General features: G+C 76.0%; 20 protein-coding genes and 1 rRNA gene. 18 read left to right on the top strand and 3 right to left on the bottom strand.

Translation table 11 applies throughout. From position 1 onward, the window contains the following. The first annotated feature begins 122 nt into the window (after positions 1 to 122). From rrf to QOZ88_RS12325, 3 genes are all read left to right on the top strand, one after another. Positions 123 to 239: ribosomal RNA gene (rrf, locus tag QOZ88_RS12335) — 5S ribosomal RNA — on the top strand. 1,439 nt (positions 240 to 1,678) lie between these two features. Then, on the top strand, positions 1,679 to 2,533 hold the full coding sequence (locus QOZ88_RS12330) for a tetratricopeptide repeat protein (protein WP_306000049.1): 855 nt from the start codon (positions 1,679 to 1,681) through the stop codon (positions 2,531 to 2,533). A gap of 99 nt (positions 2,534 to 2,632) precedes the next feature. Further along, a complete protein-coding gene (locus QOZ88_RS12325; protein WP_306000048.1) occupies positions 2,633 to 2,992 on the top strand; it encodes a single-stranded DNA-binding protein in 360 nt (119 codons plus the stop codon). 16 nt (positions 2,993 to 3,008) lie between these two features. Here QOZ88_RS12325 and QOZ88_RS12320 read toward each other — a convergent pair whose 3' ends face one another. Next, the gene (locus QOZ88_RS12320; RefSeq protein WP_306000055.1) at positions 3,009 to 4,307 is read right to left on the bottom strand and encodes a DUF1015 domain-containing protein; all 1,299 of its coding nucleotides are present in this window, start codon (positions 4,305 to 4,307) and stop codon (positions 3,009 to 3,011) included. Between the two features lie 113 nt (positions 4,308 to 4,420). Here QOZ88_RS12320 and QOZ88_RS12315 point away from each other — a divergent pair, with 113 nt between their 5' ends. Next, the gene (locus tag QOZ88_RS12315) at positions 4,421 to 4,843 is read left to right on the top strand and encodes a tetratricopeptide repeat protein (RefSeq protein ID WP_306000047.1); all 423 of its coding nucleotides are present in this window, start codon (positions 4,421 to 4,423) and stop codon (positions 4,841 to 4,843) included. Then, entirely contained in the window at positions 4,840 to 5,958 is a 1,119-nt protein-coding gene (locus QOZ88_RS12310) for an HAD-IIA family hydrolase (RefSeq protein ID WP_306000046.1), read from the top strand. The genes QOZ88_RS12315 and QOZ88_RS12310 overlap by 4 nt, the downstream gene beginning before the upstream one ends. Before the next feature lie 11 nt (positions 5,959 to 5,969). Here the strand turns inward: QOZ88_RS12310 and QOZ88_RS12305 are convergent, their stop codons facing one another. Beyond that, positions 5,970 to 6,287, bottom strand: coding sequence for an SCP2 sterol-binding domain-containing protein (locus tag QOZ88_RS12305; protein ID WP_306000045.1), 318 nt, complete (start codon positions 6,285 to 6,287; stop codon positions 5,970 to 5,972). Between the two features lie 191 nt (positions 6,288 to 6,478). Between QOZ88_RS12305 and QOZ88_RS12300 the strand changes: the two genes are divergently transcribed. The 5 genes from QOZ88_RS12300 to QOZ88_RS12280 all read left to right on the top strand — a co-directional run bounded on the left by QOZ88_RS12300 (position 6,479) and on the right by QOZ88_RS12280 (position 11,113). Then, the gene (locus tag QOZ88_RS12300) at positions 6,479 to 6,742 is read left to right on the top strand and encodes a hypothetical protein (protein WP_306000044.1); all 264 of its coding nucleotides are present in this window, start codon (positions 6,479 to 6,481) and stop codon (positions 6,740 to 6,742) included. Then, complete coding sequence (locus QOZ88_RS12295) at positions 6,742 to 7,539, top strand: TlyA family RNA methyltransferase (RefSeq protein WP_306000043.1); 798 nt, start codon at positions 6,742 to 6,744, stop codon at positions 7,537 to 7,539. The genes QOZ88_RS12300 and QOZ88_RS12295 overlap by 1 nt, the downstream gene beginning before the upstream one ends. Further along, positions 7,536 to 8,582: an NAD kinase gene (locus QOZ88_RS12290; RefSeq protein WP_306000042.1), complete on the top strand. Its 1,047-nt coding sequence runs from the start codon at positions 7,536 to 7,538 to the stop codon at positions 8,580 to 8,582. Before QOZ88_RS12295 ends, QOZ88_RS12290 begins: the two co-directional genes overlap by 4 nt. After that, positions 8,557 to 10,332, top strand: coding sequence for a DNA repair protein RecN (gene recN / locus QOZ88_RS12285; protein ID WP_306000041.1), 1,776 nt, complete (start codon positions 8,557 to 8,559; stop codon positions 10,330 to 10,332). Before QOZ88_RS12290 ends, recN begins: the two co-directional genes overlap by 26 nt. Before the next feature lie 64 nt (positions 10,333 to 10,396). Next, complete coding sequence (locus QOZ88_RS12280; RefSeq protein ID WP_306000040.1) at positions 10,397 to 11,113, top strand: class I SAM-dependent methyltransferase; 717 nt, start codon at positions 10,397 to 10,399, stop codon at positions 11,111 to 11,113. Between the two features lie 179 nt (positions 11,114 to 11,292). On the opposite strand, the gene QOZ88_RS12275 is transcribed toward QOZ88_RS12280, so the two are convergent. Beyond that, positions 11,293 to 12,117 (bottom strand): TetR/AcrR family transcriptional regulator, encoded by an 825-nt coding sequence (locus QOZ88_RS12275; RefSeq protein ID WP_306000039.1) that lies wholly within the window; start codon positions 12,115 to 12,117, stop codon positions 11,293 to 11,295. A gap of 165 nt (positions 12,118 to 12,282) precedes the next feature. On the opposite strand from QOZ88_RS12275, the gene steA reads away from it, so the two are divergent. From steA to QOZ88_RS12235, 8 genes are read left to right on the top strand one after another with little or no spacing between them, the layout of a single operon-like run. After that, positions 12,283 to 13,470, top strand: coding sequence for a putative cytokinetic ring protein SteA (steA, locus tag QOZ88_RS12270; RefSeq protein ID WP_306000038.1), 1,188 nt, complete (start codon positions 12,283 to 12,285; stop codon positions 13,468 to 13,470). Continuing rightward, on the top strand, positions 13,467 to 14,414 hold the full coding sequence (locus tag QOZ88_RS12265) for a copper transporter (protein ID WP_306000037.1): 948 nt from the start codon (positions 13,467 to 13,469) through the stop codon (positions 14,412 to 14,414). The genes steA and QOZ88_RS12265 overlap by 4 nt, the downstream gene beginning before the upstream one ends. Continuing rightward, positions 14,411 to 15,250, top strand: coding sequence for a hypothetical protein (locus QOZ88_RS12260; RefSeq protein WP_306000036.1), 840 nt, complete (start codon positions 14,411 to 14,413; stop codon positions 15,248 to 15,250). The genes QOZ88_RS12265 and QOZ88_RS12260 overlap by 4 nt, the downstream gene beginning before the upstream one ends. After that, a complete protein-coding gene (gene murJ / locus QOZ88_RS12255; protein WP_306000035.1) occupies positions 15,247 to 16,869 on the top strand; it encodes a murein biosynthesis integral membrane protein MurJ in 1,623 nt (540 codons plus the stop codon). Before QOZ88_RS12260 ends, murJ begins: the two co-directional genes overlap by 4 nt. Beyond that, on the top strand, positions 16,862 to 18,010 hold the full coding sequence (locus QOZ88_RS12250) for a glycosyltransferase family 4 protein (RefSeq protein ID WP_306000034.1): 1,149 nt from the start codon (positions 16,862 to 16,864) through the stop codon (positions 18,008 to 18,010). The genes murJ and QOZ88_RS12250 overlap by 8 nt, the downstream gene beginning before the upstream one ends. Before the next feature lie 41 nt (positions 18,011 to 18,051). Continuing rightward, on the top strand, positions 18,052 to 20,406 hold the full coding sequence (locus tag QOZ88_RS12245) for a hypothetical protein (protein WP_306000033.1): 2,355 nt from the start codon (positions 18,052 to 18,054) through the stop codon (positions 20,404 to 20,406). Then, positions 20,381 to 22,117, top strand: a complete 1,737-nt coding sequence (locus QOZ88_RS12240) for a CTP synthase (protein WP_306000032.1) — start codon at positions 20,381 to 20,383, stop codon at positions 22,115 to 22,117. The genes QOZ88_RS12245 and QOZ88_RS12240 overlap by 26 nt, the downstream gene beginning before the upstream one ends. Then, positions 22,117 to 22,719: an NUDIX hydrolase gene (locus tag QOZ88_RS12235; protein WP_306000031.1), complete on the top strand. Its 603-nt coding sequence runs from the start codon at positions 22,117 to 22,119 to the stop codon at positions 22,717 to 22,719. Before QOZ88_RS12240 ends, QOZ88_RS12235 begins: the two co-directional genes overlap by 1 nt. Positions 22,720 to 22,761 lie beyond the last annotated feature (42 nt).

The following is a 22,761-nucleotide window of genomic DNA, read 5'->3' as shown; positions in this document are numbered from 1 at the left end:
CACACACACCTCCTCCACGAGGGCCCTGTGTACCAAGTCATCAACGAAGATTGTCGCGTCCACTGTGCGGTTCTGAACGCACGAACCAGCCCCCCAGCGGGGAAGTTCGAAGTTCACAGAGTTACGGCGGCCATGGCGAGAGGGAAACGCCCGGCAACATTCCGAACCCGGAAGCTAAGCCTCTCAGCGCCGATGGTACTGCCCTGGAGACGGGGTGGGAGAGTAGGACGCCGCCGGACATACTTCACCGAACGGGGGTCAGAGCTAGTGCTCTGACCCCCGTTCGCTTTTTCCATGTCCGCCGCCGGCCCATCTCGGTCGTGTGCGGCGTCGAGCAAAGAGGTACTTAGAACAGATGACTGCTCCGCGACGTGGCCCTGGTGGGTCCGACTCCGGGCGAGGGCGACCGGCGTCCCGCGGCTCTCGTGCGCAGGGGGTTCGCCGAGCTGGCGGAGGCGCCGCTCCTCGTGGCGGATCCCAGGGCGACCGACCCCGCGGGGATTGGCAGGATCGCCGTCCTCAGGGTGACCGTCCGCAGCGCTCGGACCGCCCGCAGGGTGACCGTCCGCGTGGCGACTGGCAGGACCGCCGTCCTCAAGGGGATCGTCCCCGTGGCGACTGGCAGGACCGCCGTCCTCAAGGGGATCGTCCCCGTGGCGATTGGCAGGATCGGCGTCCCCAGGGTGACCGTCCGCAGCGCTCGGACCGCCCCCAGGGGGATCGTCCGCGCGGGGACTGGCAGGATCGGCGTCCCCAGGGTGGCCGTCCGCAGCGCTCGGACCGCCCGCAGGGTGACCGTCCGCGTGGCGATTGGCAGGATCGGCGTCCCCAGGGTGACCGTCCGCAGCGCTCGGACCGCCCGCAGGGTGACCGTCCGCGTGGCGATTGGCAGGATCGGCGTCCTCAGGGTGACCGTCCGCAGCGCTCGGACCGCCCGCAGGGTGACCGTCCGCGCGGGGACTGGCAGGATCGGCGTCCCCAGGGTGACCGTCCGCAGCGCTCGGACCGCCCCCAGGGCGACCGGCCCCGCAGTGACTGGCAGGACCGCCGTCCTCAAGGAGATCGTCCCCGTGGCGATTGGCAGGACCGGCGCCCCCAGGGTGGCCGTCCGCAGCGCTCCGATCGCCCCCAGGGCGACCGGCCCCGCAGTGACTGGCAGGACCGCCGTCCTCAAGGAGATCGTCCCCGTGGCGATTGGCAGGACCGGCGCCCCCAGGGTGACCGTCCGCAGCGCTCCGATCGCCCCCAGGGCGACCGGCCCCGCAGTGACTGGCAGGACCGCCGTCCTCAAGGAGATCGTCCCCGTGGCGATTGGCAGGACCGGCGCCCCCAGGGTGGCCGTCCGCAGCGCTCCGATCGCCCGCAGGGTGACCGTCCGCAGCGCTCGGACCGCCCGCAGGGCGACCGACCGCGCGGGGATTGGCAGGACCGGCGTCCCCAGGGTGACCGTCCGCAGCGCTCGGACCGCCCGCAGGGCGACCGACCGCGCGGGGATTGGCAGGATCGGCGTCCCCAGGGCGACCGCCCGCAGCGCTCGCAGGGCGACTGGCGCGAGCGTCGTACTGCCGGGGACCGGCCCACGCAGGACCGGCGACCGCCCGTGCCCGCTGGTCCGGAGATCCCCGAGTGGGCGGACCCACGGGACCTGGACCCGGCGATTCGCGCTGCCCTCCGTGGCTTGGACCCGCGGAATTCCGCGAAGGTGGCCGGCCACCTCGTGGTCGCCGGCACCCTGGTCGACGAGGACCCGGAGACCGCGCTCGCCCATGCCCGGGCGGCCCGCGACCGGGCCTCGCGCCTGGCCGTCGTGCGTGAAGCGGTGGGCGTCGCGGCTTACCACGCCGGGGACTACGCCGAGGCCGCCCGGGAGATCCGCGCCTACCGCCGCATGAGCGGGGACCAGGGCTACCGTGCGGTGCTGGCGGACTGCGAGCGGGCGCTCGGACGTCCCGAGGTCGCCATCCGCCTGGTGAACGAGGCACTCGCCGCGCCCGTCGACGACGAGGAGAGCGTGGAACTCCGCCTGGTCGAGGCCGGGGCCCGGCAGGACCTGGGCGAGGCGGCCGCTGCCCGCCTGGTCCTCGAACGCGCCCTCGGTGGCCGTCCCGACCCCTCGGCCCTGGACGCCGGCGATCCGGGGAAGCTGCGGGTGGCCGCCGCCTACACCGAGCTGCTGCGGGCCCAGGGCGAGGAGGTAGAGGCCGACCGGTGGCTCGAGGCGATCGCGGCGATCGACCCGGAGCTGGCAGGTGAGGACCTGGGTGTGGAGTTCACCGAGGTCGACTTGAGCGAGGGGCTCGGCGACCCGCTCGCCCGCGACGAAGCTTCCGAAGACACCGTGTCCGGTGGCGAACTCCCCGATGAGGAGCCCCCAGCAGCCGACGCCGAGGGCGACGAAGACGAGAGCACCTGGACGATGAGCTTCGCCGAAGAAGTCGAGGCGGAGGTCGCCGAAATGCTCGGTGAGACCGGCGACGACATCCCGGCCGGCGCCGGACCGAGCGAGACGGCGGACGACCAGCCGGAGCCCTGACACCGACCGGATCGTCGGGCTCATCCACACCCGCGATGGGCATCCACAGATCGGTCGGGCGGGTCACCGTGGCCGATCCCCGGCGAGCAGGCTGCGGTCATGACCGTGGCTGTGATCGATCGCAACGACGTGGTCCTGCGGGGGCGGTTGTCCGCCCCCGCAGAACTGCGCACCCTGCCGAGCGGCGACGCGCTGGTGAGCTTCCGGTTGGTGGTGCGCCGGCCAGGGCCCAGCGTGCGCGGCCGGTCGGTGGACGTCCTCACCTGCATCACCTACGACCGGGGGCTGCAGCGTCGGGTCGCGGCCTGGCAACCGGGTGACGTCGTGGAGGTGGAAGGCGCGCTGCAGCGGCGCTTCTGGCGCACGGGCTCGGGCACCGCGTCGGTGTGCGAGGTCAACTGCCGGCGCGGACGCAAGGTGCCGCGATCGGCCGCGCGGGCGGCGGGGGAGACGGCCTGAAGCGGTGCTCTGCTGCTCAGTCCGCGAGCGGTCGCAGCACCAGGCCCGTGCGCGGCTTCGGCACGAAGAGGGTCGACTTCCGCGGCATGCGGGCGCCGGCACGCGCGACCGCGGCCACGTCCGTGGGCGATGGCGCACGCAGCAGCACGGCGACGCCTGCGCGCTCCACCGCAGTCGCCAAGGCCTCCTCGAGCCCGTGAGCGATCACGACGGCGTCCACGGTGTCCGGTCGCGCCCACAGCACCTGCAGCAGCCCGTGGTGCGCGAGCACCACGTCCAGGTCCCGCCAGGCGGGCGGCTCCTCGGCCGGGACGGCGGCACGGACCTCGGGAGCGGCGGCGGTGAGCCGGACCAGGCGGGCGCCGTCGCTGAGCAGCAGCCCCCGCTCGGCCGGGTCGCCGAGCCACGCCCTCGCGGCCGCGACGACCGCTTCGGGGCCCGCCCCGTCGACCGGCACCCCGGCTGTGACGAAACCCCGGGCGGCCGCCGCTACCGCGGCGTTGAAGGGAAGATCCGGCACCACGCGGTGGATCGGGTCGACCCGCAGGCCACCCGGGCCCATCGGGGTGACCAGGGCGAGCACCGCGTCCGATCCCGCCGCACCGTCCTGCGTGCCGGCGTTCGCGCGTGCCGCCGCGAACCGGTGGTGCCCGTCGGCGATCACCGCGCGGGTGCGGGACAGCGCCTGCGTGGCCGCCTTGAGCGTCGCGACGTCGTCCACCCGCCACAACCGGTGCAGCACCCCGTCCCCGTCGCGCAGCTCCATCGTCGGGGCCGACCGCTGCACCCTCGCGCTCACCTCGGCCACGTCCGGCTCCGGATCGTGGGCGAGCACGATCGGCTCCAGGTCCGTGCGCGTCGCTGCGAGCAGCGCCCGGCGTCCTTCGACCGCTGCGGGGTAGGTGTCCTCGTGGGGCAGCACCGCGGCCGAGCCGGCAGGCGGCAGGGCGACCGCGCCCAGCCAGCCCACCGTGGCCGGCGCACCATCGGCCGGCTGCAGCTCGTACAGCCACAGTGCGGCTGCGGCGTCCCGGACGAGCACCCCATCGGTGACCCACGACCGCAGCGTGGTCGCGGCGAGATCGGCGGACGCGTCCGCGTCTCCCGGTCGCCCGTCGACCTGGGGCAGGATCAGGCGCACGATGTTGTGCGGGTCGGCGTCGGCCAGCCGGGCGCGGCCGGCCGGGGTCACCAGGTCGTAGGCTGGCGAGCTGACGCGGGCCAGGTGCCCGGGATCCCGGTTCCGGTAGGTCAGCGCCCGGAACGGCCGGACCTCCAGGCCCGGACCCGACCCGGGTGGCGTTCGGGGTCCCACCGACGACGAGAGCACGACGAGGATCGTAGGAGCGCCACCGGCGGTCGCCGTCGGTCGCTCCTCCCGGACCGGCGCACGGCGGTGCCCGGCAGTGGTCGAGGAAGGGGGCGGCGGTGCCAGCAGCAGGCGCACCGGAGGATCGCGGCGGAGGCCGCGAGGCGCCTGCCGGCGGCGTCTACGACTGGTACCACCGCGGCCTGGAACTGCTCGCCGACCGGCACCCCGACGCCGCGGCGACCCTCCTGGCCCGCGCGGCGGAGGCCGAACCGGGATCGCGCAGCGTGCGCGAGGCGCTGGCCCGCGCCCAGTACGACGCCCACCGCTACCCGGAGGCGATCGAGAGCTTCACCCGCATCGCCTCCGACCCCGCCGACGACTACGCGCGGTTCGGCCTCGGGCTGGCCGCCAGCCGCGCCGGCGACCTGGCCCTGGCCGCCGAGCAGCTGGCGCTGGCCGTCGCCATGCGCCCCGATCTCGCGCACTACGCGCGGGCGCTCCGCGAGGTCCGGGCCCGTCGGACGAGGGGATCCGCGTGACCGACCAGGCCGGCCCCTCCGCGCTCCCGGCCCTGGCCGCCGGCTGCGCCCAGCCGCCGACGCGGCGGTACGACGTGGCGTTGCTCGACCTCGACGGGGTCGTCTACGTCGGGCCCGACGCCGTCCCCGGGGTTCCCGCGGCGCTGGCCGGGGCCCGCGCCGAGGGGATGCGCCTCGGGTTCGTCACGAACAACGCCGCCCGCACGCCCGAGCAGGTGGCCGCGCACCTGACCGAGCTGCAGGTACCCGCCGGTCCCGGCGACGTGATCACCAGCTCGCAGGCGGCGGCGACCGTCGTGGCCGAGCTGCTCGGTGCCGGTGCGCGCGTCCTCCCGGTCGGCGGCCCGGGGGTCGCCGCCGCGCTGGAGGCGGCCGGTCTCACGGTGGTCGTGCGCGCGGAGGACGGGCCCGAGGCGGTCGTCCAGGGCTACGGACGGGAGGTGGGCTGGACCCAGCTGGCCGAGGCCGTCGTCGCCGTCCGCAACGGCGCCCGGCACGTCGCGACCAACACCGATGCCACGATCCCCTCGCCGCGCGGTCCGCTCCCCGGCAACGGCGCGATGGTCGCGGTGGTCCGGCAGGTCACGGGGCAGGAGCCGCTGGTCACGGGGAAGCCGGATCCGGCGATGCACGCCGAGTGCGTCCGCCGCACCGGTGCGGAACACCCCCTGGTGGTGGGCGACCGCCTGGACACCGACATCGAGGGCGCACGCCGCGCCGGAGCGGCCAGCCTGCTGGTCTTCTCCGGGGTGACCGATCCGGCCACGCTGGTCGCCGCCGGGCCGGATCACCGGCCCGATCTGCTGGCCGCCGACGCCTCCGGCATCCTCCACCCGCACCCGGCGGTGACGGTGGACGGCCCGACCTGGCGGTGCGGCGGCTGGACGGTCCGGCAGGCGGAAGGCGGGGACGCGCTCGAGCTCCGCGGGCCCGACTCCCACCCGGCGGGCACGGCCTCGTCGGGCTCCGACGACCTCGACGGGCTGCGGGCGCTCTGCGTCGCGCACTGGGCGGCCCACCCCGGGGAAGGGGCGCCGGTGCGGGTGCTCGCGCACGGAGCGGCGGCGACCGCGAGCGCCCAGGCCTGGGGTCTGCCGTCGGGCGGCGCGCGCTGACCCGCCGGGGCTCAGAGCAGCTTGCGCAGCCGCAGAAGGTCCCGCAGGCCCGCCTCGAGCTTGACCCGCCCGCTGGCCCACGCCGGACCGAAGGAGAGCCGGCCGTCGGTGAGGGCCACCAGGTCGTCGCTGGTCATCGTCAGCCGGATGTCGGCCTTGGGCACGCCCGCGCCGTCGGGGACGGCGTGCAGGTCCCGCACCGATCCCGAGCTCAGCCGGCCGAGGACCACCTGCTCCAGATCGGTCAGCCGGCAGGACAGGCTGCGGTCGAGCCCGGCCGCCGCGGGATTCGCGGCGAGGTCGCCGAGGATGCCCCTGAGGGCGGTCATGCACTGGTCCATGGTGGCCACGCGGAGCGGTCTCCCCTGGGATCGGCGGCGGGTGCGGTCGCCCGACGCTATCGCGAGGCTCCGTCCAGCCCGTCCACGTCGTGCCCGGCCGGTAACCTCCGCTGCAGACGCCGGCGCGTCCGCGAGCGCCCGTCCCGGCCTGCCCGCCCCGTTCCCCCGAGAGGTGCTCCGTGACCGAGCCGACCGCCCCGCGACCGGTGCCCGGGCCGTACCGCCCGGGGCCCGCGCCGGTCGCCGTCCCCGGGGCTCCGTCGACCGAGCCACGACCGGGGCCGGTCCCCGAGGCGCCGGCGGAGGACCGGACGACGCCCGCGGACGACGGCGACGGCCGGCTGGACGGTCTCGACGAGCTGCCCGTGTCCGAGCACGTCGCCGTCTTCGAGGCCGAGCACGCGCGCCTGCAGCGCGAGCTCGGCACGATCGACCCGCGCTGATGGCCCGTCGCAGCCGGCTCGACGCCGAGCTCGTGCGCCGCGGCCTGGCCCGGTCGCGGGAGCACGCGGTGAGCCTCATCGCCGAGGGACGGGTCGCCGTCGCGGGGCAGGCGGCCACCAAGCCGGCCACCGGCGTCGAGGCGGGCACCCCGGTGGTGGTGCGCACCGACCCGGACGAGCCCTCGTGGGTGTCGCGCGGCGCGCACAAGCTGCTGGGTGCGCTGGAGGCCTTCCCCGTGCCGGTCGAGCGGCGGCGGGCGTTGGACGCCGGGGCCTCCACCGGGGGATTCACCGAGGTCCTCCTGCGGCGCGGGGCGGCCGAGGTCGTCGCCGTCGATGTCGGGTACGGGGAGCTGGCCTGGTCGCTGCGCACCGACGACCGGGTGCAGGTGCACGAACGCACCAACGTCCGCACCCTGACCCCCGAGGCGATCGGTGGTCCGGTGGACCTCGTCGTCGCCGACCTCTCCTTCATCTCGCTGCGGCTGGTGCTGCCGGCGCTCACCGCCTGCGCCTCGCCCGACGCCGACCTGCTGCCGATGGTGAAGCCGCAGTTCGAGGTGGGCAGGGACCGGCTCGGCGCCGGCGGCGTGGTGCGCGATCCGGAGCACCGGGTGCACTCCGTCCTGGAGGTCGGGCGGGCGGCGCAGGCGCTGGGCTGGGGGACCGCCGGTGTGGTGGCCAGCCCGCTGCCGGGGCCGGCCGGCAACGTGGAGTTCTTCCTGTGGCTGCGGGCCGATGCCGCGCCGATCGAGGAGGACGCCGTCCGTCGAGCAGTCCAGGAGGGACCGCAGTGACCGAGCCGAGCACGGCAGCGACCGGTGAGCGGGGCCCACGACGGGTCCTGCTCACGGTGCACACCGGACGGCGGGACATCGTCGAGCTGGCCCGCACCTCCGCCGCGCGGCTGCTCCGCGGCGGCATCGGGGTCAAGGTGCTCGAGGACGAGGCGCCCGACCTGGAGATCCCCGGCGCCGAGGTGGTGCCCTGCGACGAGGGCGCGGCGAAGGACGCCGAGATCGTCATGGTCTTCGGCGGGGACGGCACCTTCCTGCGGGCCGCGGAGCTGGCCCGGTACACCGACGCCGCGCTGATGGGTGTCAACCTGGGCCGCGTCGGCTTCCTCGCCGAGACCGAGCCCGAGGCGGTCGAGGAGACCCTGAGCGCCATCGAGGACTGCGAGTACTCGGTCGAGGAGCGGCTGGCGATCCGGGTCGACGTCGTCGACCGCGGCGGCATGGTCGTCGGTGGCACGTGGGCGCTCAACGAGATCTCCGTGGAGAAGGCCGAGCGCTCCCGGGTGCTCGACGTCGTCATCGCGATCGACGGGCGGCCGCTGACCAGCTTCGGCTGCGACGGCGTGCTCTGCGCGACCCCCACCGGCTCCACCGCCTACGCCTTCTCCGCCGGCGGGCCGGTCGTCTGGCCCGACGTCGAGGCCCTGCTGCTGGTGCCCAGCAACGCCCACGCCCTCTTCGCCCGGCCGCTGGTGACCTCGCCCCACTCGGTGGTCACCGTCGCGGTCCCCGCCGACGGCAACCAGGCCCGCGTCTCGGCCGACGGGCGCCGCACCCTCGACGTCCCCGACGGCGGCCGCGTGGAGGTCCGCCGGGCGAGCCGGCCGGTGCGCATCGCGCGCGTGCACGCCGCCGCGTTCGGCGACCGTCTGGTGGCGAAGTTCGGGCTGCCCGTCCGCGGCTTCCGCGACGCCCGGCACGCCGGTCCGGGGCACGAGCTGTTCACCAGCCGCAACGTGCTCACCCGCGAGGTGGTCTCCGTCGACGACCCGGACCAGACGGCGCGGGAGGTGAGCGGTGGCGGCACGCACGACGACGTCTGAACGGACGGCGCCGACGACGGCGACCGGCCGGCTGTCCGAGCTGCGCATCCGCGGGCTGGGGGCCATCGACGACGTCACCCTCGAGCTCGGCCGCGGCCTGACGGTGGTCACAGGCGAGACCGGCGCCGGCAAGACCATGGTGGTCACCGGGCTGACCCTGCTGTTCGGCGGCCGGGCCGACCCCGGCCGGGTCCGGGCCAACGGCCGCGCCGGGGTGGAAGGGCGGCTGGAGCTGCCGCCGGAGTCGCCGGCCTGGGCGCGGGCGGCCGACGCCGGTGCCGATCCCGACGACGACGGCAGCTTCATCCTCGCCCGCACCGTCAGCGCCGAAGGCCGGTCGCGCGCCTACCTGGGCGGGCGCAGCGTCCCCGTCGGCGTCGTCGCCGAGCTCGCCGAGAGCCTGCTCGCGGTGCACGGCCAGACCGACCAGCTGCGGCTGTCCCGCCCCGCCGAGCAGCGCCGCGCGCTCGACCGGTACGCCGGTGCCGACCACCTCGCCCTCCTGGACCGCTACCGCGCCGCCCACCAGCGGTGGCGGGAGCTCGCCGCCGACCTGGACCGCCGGCGGGGGCAGGCCCGGGAGCTGGCGCAGGCCGCCGACGTGCTGCGGCACGGGCTGGAGGAGATCGCCGACGTCGCCCCCGAACCGGGTGAGGACGAGGCCCTGGACACCCAGGCCAAGCGGCTCAGCGACGCCGACGCGCTGCGGGCCGCGGCCGACGAGGCGCGGATGGCCCTGGTCGGCGACGTGACCGGCGACCTGGGCGCCGGCGAGGTGCCGCAGGATGCCACCGCGGCGCTGGCCATCGCCGAGCGCGCCCTGGCCGGCTCCGACGACCCGACGCTGGTCATGCTGGCCCAGGATCTCGCGGACGCCGTCGCCGTGGTCTCCGACGTCGCGGGCCAGCTCGCCGGCTACGTGGCCGACCTCGACGCCGACCCCGCCCGCCTGGCCGAGGTGCTCGACCGGCGGGCCGCCCTGACGGCGCTCGTGCGCAAGTACGCCGACCCCGGTGCAGGTGTCGCCGGCGTGCTGGTCTGGGCCGAGGACGCCGCGCGCCGGCTCTCCGAGCTCGACGTCTCCGACGAGGCGCTCGAGGCGTTGGCGACCGAGCGGGACGCCGCCCGCGCGGAGGTCGATCGGCTGGGCGCCGGGATCTCGGCGGGGCGGCGCGCGGCCGCGGAGGGATTCGCCACCGAGGTCGGCGACGAGCTGGCGGGCCTGGCGATGAAGAGCGCCCAGGTCTCCTTCAGCATCGACAGCCACCCCGACGACCCGGGCCCCGAGGGCATCGACGAGGTCGCGCTGCTGCTGGCCGCCCACCCGGGGGCGCCGCCGCGGCCGGTGCACAAGGGCGCCTCCGGCGGTGAGCTCTCCCGCGTCATGCTCGCCATCGAGGTCGTCTTCGCCGGCGCCGACCCGGTGCCGGTCATGGTCTTCGACGAGGTCGACGCCGGGGTCGGCGGCCAGGCCGCCGGGGAGATCGGGCGGCGGCTGGCCCGGCTGGCCCGCGACCACCAGGTCGTCGTCGTCACCCATCTCGCCCAGGTCGCCGCCTTCGCCGACACCCACCTGGTCGTCGACAAGGCGCCGGACACCGGCGCCGGGGTCACCGCCACCGACATCCGGTCCGTCGACGGCGAGGACCGCGTGCGGGAACTGGCCCGGATGCTCTCCGGCCTCGCCGACAGCGACACCGGGCAGGCGCACGCGCGGGAGCTGCTGGCCGTGGCGGCCGCCGCCCGCTGACCGGCGTTCCCCGGAGCGGGTGAGCGGGGGAGTGCCGCGCGATCCACCGGGGTAGGGGGCGTCGGTGACGTGCTTCTCCTCGACCGACGAGTCCGCGCACTACGGCTTCTCGGTGTGCATGCTGCTCAGCCAGTACCGCGACCAGCTCGGATGGGTCGAGGAGGGGGTCGACGAACTCGGGACCGGTGACGCCACGGCCATCTCCGACGTCGTCCGCGCGCTGCCCGGACTCCGGGTGCGCAGCTACGACATCAGCGCCCCGTCGGTGGCGCAGGCCCGCGCGAACATCGCCGCGCGGGGCGTCGCCGACCGGTACACCGTCGAGCTCGGCGACTTCTTCGACCAGGCCGATTCCGCGGGAGGCCGTCCGGCCCGGACCGTGATCGCCAACCCGCCCTACATCCCCGCGCCCGACCGCGACATCCTGATGCCCGAGCTGTGGGGCGGGGTGCGCGGCAACGACCTGGTGCTCCAGCTGCTCAAGGTCGGCTACACCGACGTGATCACCGCCGTCGCCAGCTACTCCGACCCCGAGACGACGGTGCGCACGGCCGAGGAGCTCGGCTACCGGGTGGCCAACTTCCTGGCCATGGGGCTGGACTACGGCCCCTACAGCAGCGAGCCCAAGGTCCGCGAGCACATCCACCGGCTCTGCGCGGACGGGCACGGCTGGGCCGGCGACGACGGCTACATGGTCGCCATCGCGCTGTTCACCCGCGACCAGGCGCTCCCCGGCGACCGCGGCGACCAGCTGCTGTGCTCACTGCAGATCGCTGCGTGATCTGGACCGCGGCTGTGACCTGGTGATCCTCCGGATCACACCGCGGCCAGGTGCCGTGCCCGACCTGCCTTGAGCCGATCCCTGCGCCGGCTCGGGGAGCCTCCGGCTCCCGCTCGCCGGCTTGCCTCGCAGGGGCGGCTCTGTGGCCACCTCGGGGACCCTCCGGGCCCCCTCGTCGGTCACCTCCGCTTGGCGTAGCCGGCGAGGCCGAACTGCAGCAGGGCCAGGCCGCGCCGGCCCTGGTGGCGCAGCTCGGCCGCCAGCTCGGGGCCGCTCACCCCGGCGAGGACCCGGTCGCGCGCGAGCTCCAGCAACGAGGCGTACAGGCCCAGCACAGCGTGCGCGGCCAGCCACGGCTCGATCTGGCCCAACCGCGCAGCGGTCTCCTCGGCGATCAGGTCGGCCAGCGAGGTGGTGAGCTCGCCCAGGATCTCCCGCTCGCGCACCTGCAGCGTGCGGCTGCCCCGGATCACCCGCGCCATGCGGGCCACCCCGTCGGCGGCCTCGGGCGTGCCCAGCAGGCTCACCGCGGCGACGACGAAGCTCCCGGCGGCCGCGGCCACCGACTCACCGGCCGGCCGCCGGCGCACCGCGTCCAGCAGAGCCGCGCGCATCGGCGGGTCGGCGTCGAAGACCAGCCCCTCCTTGACCGGGAAGTGGTTGAAGACGGTCTTCTCCACCACACCGGCGCGCTGGGCGATCTCCACCACGCTGACCGCGTCGAACCCCCGCGCGTCGAACAGGTCCGTGGCGGCGTCGACGATGCGCGCCCGGGTCTGCTGCCGGCGGTGCTCGCGGATGCCCTGCCCCCGCGGCTTCCGGCGACCGCGGGGCCGGTCCCCGGCGTCCCCCTCGGCGGGCTGCCCACGCGGGGGAGCGGGGGGCGCGACCGGCTCGGGCGCCGGCACGGCCCGGATCACCGCCGCACCGGCAGGCGCGGGAGCGCTCTCCTCGACCTGCGGGAGGGACGCTGCGGTCGTCAGGGCTCCGGCCACTCCAGTCACACGCGCAACGCTAGTCACGACTCGGTAACGGTTCCGCGCAAGCGGCCGACCCGGCGCGCCCGGCGTGTCGGGCAGAGGTGGTGTCGGACACGTTGCGTGACCAGGGGGTTGCCGAGGCGCGTCGGAGGATCGGCCCGTCCGCCGAGCGTGGCAGCATGCGATGTCATGCGCATCGGCACCGTTCGCCGCGGCCGGGCTCAGGAGGCGGGTCCCGGCACCGCCGGCACCGTCCGCCTGGACCGGCGCACCAAGAACCTGACGAAGCGGTTGCGCCCCGGCGACATCGCCGTCATCGACCACGTCGACATCGACCGCGTGAGCGCCGACGCGCTGGTGGGCTGCAAGGTCGCCGCCGTGGTCAACGCCGCGCCCAGCATCTCCGGCCGCTACCCGAACCTGGGCCCGGAGATCCTGATCAACGCCGGCATCCCCCTGCTCGACGACGTCGGCAAGGACGTCTTCGCGAAGGTCAAGGAGGGCGCCGAAGTCCGCGTCGAGGACGGCCGCCTGCTCGACGCCGAGGGCGCGGTCCTCGCCGAAGGCGCCGAGCACGACGCCGACACCGTCGCCGCCGCGATGGCCGACGCGAAGGCCGGTCTCTCGGTGCAGCTGGAGGCGTTCGCCGCCAACACCATGGAGTACATGAAACGCGAGCGCGCGCTCCTGCTCGACGGCGTCGGCGTCCCGGACGTGGCGACGACGATCGAAGGCCGGCACGTGCTCGTGGTCGTCCGCGGCTACGACTACAAGGAGGACCTGCACGCCCTCCGCTCCTACATCCGCGACTACCGCCCGGTCCTCATCGGCGTGGACGGCGGCGCCGACGCGCTGGTCGAGGCGGGCTACTCGCCGGACATGATCATCGGCGACATGGACTCGGTCAGCGACGACGTGCTGCGCTCCGGCGCCGAGGTGGTCGTGCACGCCTACGCCGACGGCCGCGCCCCCGGGCTGGCCCGCGTGCAGGACCTCGGCGTCGACGCCATCACCTTCCCCGCGGCCGCCACCAGCGAGGACATCGCGATGCTCCTGGCCGACGAGAAGGGCGCCACGCTCATCGTCGCCGTCGGCACGCACGCCACGCTCGTGGAGTTCCTGGACAAGGGGCGCGGGGGCATGGCGTCGACATTCCTCACCCGCCTGCGGCTGGGCGGCAAGCTGGTCGACGCCAAGGGCGTCAGCCGGCTCTACCGCAGCCGCATCTCGACGACCGCACTCGTGGTCCTGGTGATCGCCGCCTTCGTCGCGATCGGGTCGGCGCTGGCCCTGTCCGCGGCCGGGCGCGTCTACCTGGACCTGCTGCTCGACCAATGGAACAGCTTCATGTTCTGGCTGGAGAACCTCATCGCGTGATCGACTTCCGTTACCACCTGGTCTCTCTGATCGCGGTCTTCCTCGCGGTCGCCCTGGGCATCGTCATCGGGACGACGGCGCTCAACGAGCCGATCCTCGCCGACATCGAGAACCAGGTGGCCGACCTCGAGCAGGACAAGCGGGACCTCGAGGACCGCACGCAGGAGCTCGAGGCGCAGCTGGACACCTCCGCGGAGTTCGAGGAGGCCGTGGACGACGCGCTGGTCCAAGGCACGCTCACCGACCGCTCGGTGCTCCTCGTCCCGACCAACGACACCGTCACCCCCGAGACGGTCGAGGCGGTCACCGCCCTCATCGGCGAAGCGGGCGGGTCGGTCAGCGGTGTGGTGCGGCTCCAGCCGGAGTACAGCGACCCGGCCACCGGGGCCGCGCTGCAGAGCTTCGTGACCGGCCCGGGACGGCCGGCCGGCCTGCAGCTGCCCGAGAGCGGTGACACCGGCGTCCTGGTGGGCTCGCTGCTGGCGCAGGTGCTCATGATCCCGCCGGACGGGCCGGCGCCCGACACCGCCGCGGTCTCCTCCGTGCTGGCCGGCCTGGCCTCCCTGGACGTGCTCGTCCCCGAGGGCGCCTCGGTCACGCCCGCCGACCACGCCGTGCTGCTCACCGGCAGCGGGTTCACCGGTGACGACGCCGACGCCCGCAACGCCGCCCTGATCGCGCTGGCCAGCGCCCTGGACGAACAGGGCCGGGGCGCGGTGATCGCCGGCGACGCCCCGTCGGCCCGCCCCAACGGGCTGATCGGCGCGGTGCGCGCGGACCCGGCGCTCGCCTCCGCCATCTCCACGGTCGACAACGTCGGCACCGTCGTCGGCCGGATCAGCACCGTGCTCGCGCTCGGGCAGGAGTCGCAGGGCACCTCGGGCATGTACGGGACCGGCGAGGACACCCAGCCGGTGCCGCCGCTGCCCGCCGCCGCCCAGTGAGCGCGCGGCGCACCGCGCTGCTCGCCGTCGCCGGGGCCGGAGCGGCCCGCGGCGCCCTGGCGGCGGCCGCCCGGCTGGCGGCCCGCCCCGCGGGTGCGCCGTGGCGGCGCACCAACTACGCCGGCCGCCCGGTCAGCCTCCTCGGCGGGCCGGCGCTCGCGGCCGCTGCGACGGCGTCCGCCGCGCTCGGTGCTCCGCCCGGCACCCGGGCCGCCGCGGTGGTGGTCGGCGCCGCGTCCGGCCTCGTCGGCGGCTACGACGACCTCGCCGGCGCCCGGCCGGAGCAGGCCCGCGACAAGGGGCTCGCCGGCCACCTGCGGGCGCTGCGCGAGGGCCGGGTGTCCGCCGGCGCGGTGAAGGTCGCCGGGATCGGGGCCGCCGCCGCGACGGCGGCCCTGCTGACCCGCGGGAGCGGTCGCGGCGCCGGTGCGCTCGTCGACGGCGTGCTCACCACCGGTCTCGTGGCCGGGACGGCGAACCTGCTCAACCTGCTCGACCTGCGGCCGGGGCGCGCGGCCAAGGTGGGCGTCCTGGCCGCGGCCGCCGGCCTCGGCGGGCCCGCCGGGAGGCTGGCCGCCGGGCCGCTCGGGGCGACTCTCGCCGTGCTGCCCGAGGACCTCGGCGAGCGGGTCATGCTCGGTGACAGCGGGGCCAACGCCCTCGGCGCGCTGCTGGGGCTGCGGCTCGCCGCCGTCGGCTCGCGCGCCGTCCGGGCCGGCGCGCTGGTCGCGGTCAGCGGCCTCACCCTCGCCAGCGAGCGGGTCAGCTTCACCCGCGTCATCGAGGCCACGCCGGGCCTGCGCGAACTGGACCGCCTCGGCCGCCGTCCCTCGTGACCGGGCGGCAGGTGGCCCGCGGGGTGGCCGGCGCCGCCGCGCTGATCGCGGCGCTCACCGTCCTGTCCCGGCTGGCCGGCTTCGGGCGCACGCTGGTCTTCACCAACACGGTCGGCCCGGGCAGCACCGGCGACACCTACCTCGCGGCCAACAACGTCCCGAACATCGTCTTCGAGGTGGTGGCCGGTGGTGCGCTGGCCAGCCTCGTCGTCCCCATGCTCGCCGGCGGCATCGCCGCCGGGGACCGCGAGCAGGTGCGGCGCACGGCGTCGGCCCTGCTGGGCTGGACGCTGCTGCTGCTCGTGCCGCTGTCGGTGCTGGTGGCGGTGCTGGCCGAGCCGATCGCGCGGCTGCTGCTCGGCGCCGAGGATCCCGAGCAGGTGGAGCTCGCCGCCCGCTTCCTGCTGGTCTTCGCCCCGCAGGTCCTCCTGTACGGCATCGGCATCGTCCTCACCGGCGTGCTGCAGGCCCACCGGCGCTTCGCCGGCCCGGCGCTCGCGCCGCTGCTGTCCAGCGTCGTCGTGGCGGCGGCCTACCTCGCGTTCGCGGCCATGGGCGGCGGGACGGAGGTGGCGGGGTTGTCCACCCCGGCCGAGCTCGTGCTCGGCGTGGGGACGACGCTCGGCGTGGTGGCGCTCAGCCTGAGCCTGCTGGTGCCGCTGCGGGGGCTGCGGCTCGGGCTCCGACCGTCGCTGCGCTTCCCGGTCGGCGCCGCCCCGCGGGTCCGCCGGCTCGCCCTCGCCGGCGTCCTCACCCTCGCCGGCCAGCAGCTGGTGGCCGCCGTCGCCATCCGGCTGGCCAACAGCGGGGCGCCCGAAGGCACCCAGGTGGTGTACGTCGCCGGCCTGACCGTCTTCCTCCTGCCGTGGGCGGCGCTCGCCGTGCCGCTGGCCACCTCGGCCTACCCGGGTCTGGCCGAGCGCGCCGAGGTCGGTGACGAGACCGGATACCGCCGCGCGCTGGCGCCGGTCGTCCTGCTCACCGTCGCCGCCTCCGCCGTCGCCACCGCGGCGCTGGTCGCCGCGGCCGGCCCGGTGGCGCGGGTGTTCTTCGCCGGCGGCACCGATCGCGAGGTGGCGGCGCTGCGGGACACCGTGGTGGCCTTCGCGCCCGGCCTGCTCGGCTACGCGCTGGTGGCCGTCCTCACCCGTGCGCTCTACGCCCGTGGGCTGTGGAAGGCACCGACCGTGTGCGTCCTCGGCGGCTGGCTGCTCGCCGTCGCCGCCGACGTCGTCCTGGCCGCCGTGCTGCCCCCGGCGGACCGGGCCGCGGCGCTGGCCCTCGGCCACACGCTGGGGGTCACCGTCGCCGGTGCCGGGCTGCTGGTCGTGGTGCTGCGGGTGGCCGGCCGGCCGGCGCTGCACGGCCTGTCCCGGGGCGGCCCGTCCGCGGTGGCGGCGGCGGTCCTGGCGGGTGGGGCCGGTCTGTGGCTGGCCCGCGTCCTCGGTGCGGACCCCGTGCCCGACGGGGTGCTGGCCGCGCTGGGCGCCGGCGTCGTCGTCGGGGGCGTCGTGCTGGTCGTGGCGCTGGCCGTCATGATGGGCACGGCCCGCGCGCAGCTGGTGGGGGCGCTCCGGGAGTTGCGGTCGACGGGTGAGCAGGAGGTGCGCAGTGGCTGAGACGCCCCTGCGGGACCGCTGCATCACCGAGGTGCTGGCCACCAGCACCGGAGGCGTGGGCACCCACGTCCGCTCGCTCGTGGCGCCGCTGCGGGCATCGGGTGCCGAGGTCGACGTGTGCGGCCCGGCCGCCACCGACGTGCTGTTCGGCTTCAGCGGCCGCGGCGCCCGGTTCACCCCCGTGGAGATCTCCGCCGGGCTGGCGCCGGCCGCCGACGCGCGCGCCGTGCAGTCGCTCCGCCGGGCGCTGGCCGGCAGCGACCTGGTGCACGCCCACGGCCTGCGCGCCGGGCTGGTCGCCGCGGCCGCGCGCCGGCTGGCCGACGGCACGGTGCCGCTGGTGCTCACCCTGCACAACGCCCTCCCCGAGGGCGGCGGGCTGCGGCGCCGGGTGCTCGAGCGCGCCGAACGGGCCACCGTGCGAGCCGCCGACGTGGTCCTCGCCGCCTCGGCCGACCTCGCCGAGAACGCCCGCCGGCTGGGCGCCCGCGACGTGCGGGTCGCGCCCGTCTCCGCACCGCCGCTGCCCGCGGCCACGCGCACCCCGGCGGAGGTCCGCGCCGGCCTCGGGCTCGACGACGACCGTGCGCTGGTCGTCGCCGTCGGCCGCCTGCACCCGCAGAAGGGCTACGACGTCCTGCTCGACGCGGTGGCGCGCTGGTCGGCCGACGAGCGGGTGCGCCCGGTGCCCTCGGTGGTCATCGCCGGCGACGGGCCGCTGCAGGACGAGCTGGCCCGGCGCATCCGCGCCGAGGCGCTGCCGGTCACGCTGCTGGGCCGCCGGGACGACGTCGCCGACCTGCTGGGCGCCGCCGATCTCTGCGTGCTCCCCTCGCGCTGGGAGGCGCGGTCGCTCACCGCGCAGGAGGCCCTCCGCGCCGGGGTGCCCCTGGTGGCCACCCGCACCGGCGGGCTGCCGGAGCTCCTAGGCGACGCCGCCGAGCTCGTCCCGGTCGGGGATGCCGTGGCCTTCGCCGAGGCCGTGGTGCGGGTGCTCTGCGACAGCGCGCACGCCGCGGACCTCGTCGCGGCCGGGCTGCGGCAGGCCGCCGGCTGGCCCGACGAGGCGGGCACCGCCGCGCAGCTGGTCGGGGTCTACCGGGAGCTGCTCGGCACGCCACCGGCCCGGCCGGCGACATGAGCGGGCCGGCCGCGCGGGGGGGCCGCTGCGCAGCGGCGCTCGTGGCCCTGGTCCTGCTGCTGCTGGTCGGTCTCCCGTCCGCCGCGGGGGCGGCGGCCGGTCCGGAGGGTCACGCCGCCGACCGCGTCGTCGTCGTGGGCGTGCCGGGGCTGACCTGGGCCGACGTGGACCCCTCGTCGACGCCGCAGCTGTGGGCGCTGGCGGAGGAGTCGGCGATCGGGGCGACGTCGGTGCGCGCGGCCCGGTCCACCAGCTGCCTGCTGGACGGCTGGGCCACGCTCGGGGCCGGCAACCGGGCCCGGTTCCCGGGCACCGACGAGGGGCTGCCCCCGGTGCCCCTGCCGACGCTGCCCGACCCCGAGGCCCCCGACGGGGACACGGCTCCCGAGGAGGAGGCGCCCCAGGAGCCCCGGCTGGACACCTCCCTCACCCGCTGCGGTCTCCAGGAGCGGGTGGCGGCGGTGGCGCTGGGCGACCCGCAGGCCACCGTCGCCCGGACCGCCGAGGACGAGGGCACCGTCCGCTTCGGCGCGGAGCCCGGCGCGCTGGGCGAGGCCGTCGGCTGCGCCTCGGTGTCCGGTCGGGCCGCAGCCCTGGCGGTGGCCGCGGACGGGGTGCCCCTCACCACGGTGCCCGTGCTGCCGGCGGACCCCGGCGAGCTGGTGGAGCTGCTGACCGCCTGCCCGCTGACCCTGGTCTCCCTCGACCAGCTCGCCGACGCCGGCGCGCCCGGTGCCGAGCCGACCGACGACGGCACCCGGCCCGAGCCGCGGGCCTCCGCGCTGACCCGGATCGACGACGCGCTGGGCCGGCTGCGCGCGGGCCTCGACGCGCTGCCCGGCGACACCCTGCTCCTGCTGGCCGGCATCTCGGAGGTCAACGACGGCCGGCCGCAGCTGCACGTCGGCATGGCCGCAGGGCCGGGGTTCGACGTGGGCTGGCTGACCTCGGCGAGCACGGGCCGGGTGCCGTTCGTGCAGCTCATCGACGTGGCCCCGACCGTGCTGCGCGCACTGGGCCTCGACCCGCCGGCGTCGATGAACGGCCAGCCGTGGCGGAGCACGGGCGAGCGGCCGCCGCTGCCCGAGGCCGTGGCCGAGCTGGAGCGGGTCAACGTCGCGGCGATCACCCACTACCGCAACACCGGGGTCTTCTTCTGGACCTTCGTGGTCGTCGGTGCGGCCGTCGTCGGGCTGGGCGTGCTGGTGGTCGGTAGCGGACGGTGGGGCGCCCGCCCGGGCAGCTGGCCGCCGATCCGGCGGGCCCTGCGCCTGCTGTGCCTCGCCGCCGCCGGGCTGCCCGTGGCCACCTTCCTGGCGGGGGCGGTGTCCTGGGAGCGGGCCCCGGCGCCGCTGGCCGCCCTGGTCACCGCCGTGGTCGTCGCCGACCTGGGAGTGCTCGCGGTCGCCGCCCTGGGCCCCTGGCGCCGGCGCCGGCTCGGCCCCGCGCTGGCGGTCCTCGCCCTCACCCTGGTCACCCTCGTCGGCGACGTGCTCACCGGCTCGCCGCTCGAGCTGAACGGGCCGCTGGGGTACGACGCGATCGTCGCCGGGCGGTTCACCGGCTACGGGAACCTCACCTTCGGGCTGCTGTCGGTGAGCGCGCTGACGGTCACTGCGGCGCTGGCCGCCGCCGTCGGGCGCCGGTCACCGGCCGGGCGGGCACGCCGCCGCACCGCCGCCGTGGTGCTGGGTGCCGGGCTGCTGACCGTCGCCGTCATCGGGGCCCCGCCGCTGGGCCGCGACTTCGGCGGCGTCCTCGCGGCCCTGCCCGGGTTCCTGCTGCTGGCGATGCTGCTCGCGCGCGTGCGGGTCACCGTCGTCCGGCTCGGGGCGATCCTCGCTGCGGCGGTGGTCGCCGTCAGCACGGTCGCGGTGCTGGACTGGGTCCGCCCGCCGACGGAGCGCACCCACCTGGGCAGGTTCGTCGAGCAGGTGCTCACCGGGGAGGCGTGGACCGTCGTCAGCCGGAAGGCGCAGGCCAACATCGGCATCCTGCTGGGCAGCCCGCTGGCCTGGATGCTGCCGGTCGCGCTGGTCGCCGCCGTCTGGTTGCTGCGGCCCGGCGGTCCGCTGCGCAGCGTGCCGGCGGGGCCGGGGCGCGCACCGCGGGGCCCGGCCGGCCTGCCGCTCGAGGACGCCGCCGTGTTGCGCGCCGCGCTGGTGTCGGTCGCGCTGAGCCTGACGATCGGGGCGGTGGTCAACGACTCCGGCGTCGCCCTGCCCGCGACCGCGGCGGCCCTGCTGGTGCCGCTGCTGGTGTGGCTGGCGGTCGGGCCGGACCCCGGCTCCACCGGGGCGGGCGAGTCCGCGGGTGGCGCTCCGCACTCCGGCCGGGCCGACGGCCCCGACCGTGTTACGGTCGTCTCCCGTGGGTCGACCGTCGGGAACACGTGATCACTCGGGTAGCAGCCTCCTGCTCCACAACAACCAGCCGACGAAGTTCGTCTTCGTCACCGGCGGGGTCGTCTCCTCGCTCGGCAAGGGGCTGACCGCCAGCTCGCTCGGCACGCTGCTGGCCAGCCGTGGCCTCCGCGTCACGATGCAGAAGCTCGACCCCTACCTCAACGTGGACCCGGGCACGATGAACCCGTTCCAGCACGGCGAGGTGTTCGTCACCGAGGACGGCGCGGAGACCGACCTGGACATCGGTCACTACGAGCGCTTCCTCGACACCGACCTCTCCGGCCGGGCGAACGTCACGACCGGGCAGGTCTACTCCGACGTGATCGCCAAGGAGCGGCGCGGGGAGTACCTGGGCGACACCGTGCAGGTCATCCCGCACATCACCAACGAGATCAAGGCCCGCATCCTCGCCGGCGCCGACTCCGCCGAGCGGGTGGACGTCGTCATCACCGAGATCGGCGGCACCGTCGGCGACATCGAGTCGCTGCCCTTCCTCGAGGCCGCCCGCCAGGTGCGCCACGAGATCGGCCGGGACAACTGCTTCTTCCTGCACATCTCGCTGATCCCGTTCATCGCCCCCTCGGGTGAGCTGAAGACCAAGCCGACGCAGCACTCGGTCGCCGCCCTGCGCAGCATCGGCATCCAGCCCGACGCGCTGGTGTGCCGGTCGGACCGGGACATCAACGAGGGCCTCAAGCGCAAGATCAGCCTGATGTGCGACACCGACGCCGAGGGGGTCATCTCCTGCCCCGACGCGCCGTCGATCTACGACATCCCGAAGGTGCTGCACCGCGAGGGTCTCGACGCCTACGTCGTCCGCCGGCTGGGCCTGCCCTTCCGCGACGTCGACTGGACGGTGTGGGGCGACCTGCTCGACCGGGTCCACGCGCCCAAGCAGACCGTCACGATCGCGCTCGTCGGCAAGTACATCGACCTGCCCGATGCCTACCTGTCGGTCACCGAGGCGTTGCGGGCCGGCGGTTTCGCCCACCGCAGCCGGGTGCAGATCCGCTGGGTGCCCTCCGACGACTGCGAGACGCCCGAGGGCGCGGAGAAGGCGCTGGCCGGCGTCGACGGCGTCTGCATCCCCGGCGGCTTCGGGGTGCGCGGCATCGAGGGCAAGCTCGGTGCCATCCGGCACACCCGCACCAACGGCATCCCGACCCTGGGGCTGTGCCTGGGGCTGCAGTGCATGGTCATCGAGACCGCCCGCAACCTGGCCGGCATCGAGGGCGCGAACTCCACCGAGTTCGACCCCGAGACGCCGGCCCCGGTCATCTCCACCATGGCCACCCAGCTCGACGTCGTCGCGGGCCGGGGCGACATGGGCGGCACCATGCGGCTGGGCAGCTACCCGGCCAGCCTGCAGCACGGCTCGGTGGTGGCCGCCGCGTACGGATCGACCGAGATCACCGAGCGGCACCGGCACCGGTACGAGGTCGCCAACGCCTACCGCGACCGCCTCACCGAGGCCGGCCTGGTGTTCTCCGGTACCTCGCCCGACGGCACGCTGGTGGAGTTCGCCGAGCTGCCCCGCGAGGCGCACCCGTTCTTCGTCGGCACCCAGGCCCACCCGGAGCTGAAGAGCCGCCCGACCCGGCCGCACCCGCTGTTCGCGGCGTTCGTGCAGGCCGCCGTCGACTACCAGGAGTCCGCGCGCCTCCCGGTGCCGGTGGACGAGGCGGAGAAGGTCGGCATCTGATGGGCGCGGGGGAGCCGGACGCCCACGAGTACCACGTCCTGGCCTCCGAGCCGGTGTACGAGGGCCGGGTCATCAGCCTGGTCAAGGACACCGTGGCGATGCCGGGCGGCGGGGACAGCGTCCGCGAGGTGGTCCACCACCCGGGGGCGGTGGCGGTCGTGGCCCTCACCGACGCCGGCGAGGTCGTCCTCCTGCGGCAGTACCGGCACCCGGTCGGCGGCTACCTGTGGGAGTTGCCGGCCGGGCTGCGGGACGCCGACGGCGAGCCGCCGCTGGAGACGGCCAAGCGGGAGCTCGCCGAGGAGGTGCGGCTCTCGGCGGCCCGCTGGTCGCTGCTGACCACGCACTACAGCTCGCCCGGCTTCTGCGACGAGCAGGTGCTGGTGTACCTGGCCGAGGAGCTCACCGACGTCGACCGCCCCGAGGGCTTCACCGTGGAGCACGAGGAGCTGGACATGACCGTGGAGCGGGTGCCGCTGGCCGACGCGGTCCAGCGGGTGTTCGACGGCGGCATCCGCAACGTCGCGGCCGTCGTCGGGCTGCTGGCCGCCGCCCAGGTGCGGGCCGCCGGCCCGCGGCTGCGCCCGGTCGACGCCGGCTGAGCCCCCGGCCCGAGGGTTTAGCCGGACCACCTGACGTGCAGC

Origin of the sequence: Blastococcus carthaginiensis, assembly GCF_030731085.1 — a bacterium.
GTDB classification, from domain to species: Bacteria; Actinomycetota; Actinomycetes; order Mycobacteriales; family Geodermatophilaceae; genus Blastococcus; species Blastococcus carthaginiensis.
The sequence above is the reverse complement of the archived record's forward strand: the minus strand, read 5'-3'. Positions and strand labels throughout refer to the sequence as shown.

What these genes read in the sequence shown, in the direction of transcription:
- QOZ88_RS12295 (WP_306000043.1), top strand. Translation starts at nt 6,742, where the DNA reads ATGGCCCGTCGCAGCCGGCTCGACGCCGAGCTCGTGCGCCGCGGCCTG.
- steA (WP_306000038.1), top strand. Translation starts at nt 12,283, where the DNA reads ATGCGCATCGGCACCGTTCGCCGCGGCCGGGCTCAGGAGGCGGGTCCC.
- QOZ88_RS12305 (WP_306000045.1), bottom strand. Translation starts at nt 6,287, where the DNA reads ATGACCGCCCTCAGGGGCATCCTCGGCGACCTCGCCGCGAATCCCGCG.
- QOZ88_RS12325 (WP_306000048.1), top strand. Translation starts at nt 2,633, where the DNA reads ATGACCGTGGCTGTGATCGATCGCAACGACGTGGTCCTGCGGGGGCGG.
- QOZ88_RS12235 (WP_306000031.1), top strand. Translation starts at nt 22,117, where the DNA reads ATGGGCGCGGGGGAGCCGGACGCCCACGAGTACCACGTCCTGGCCTCC.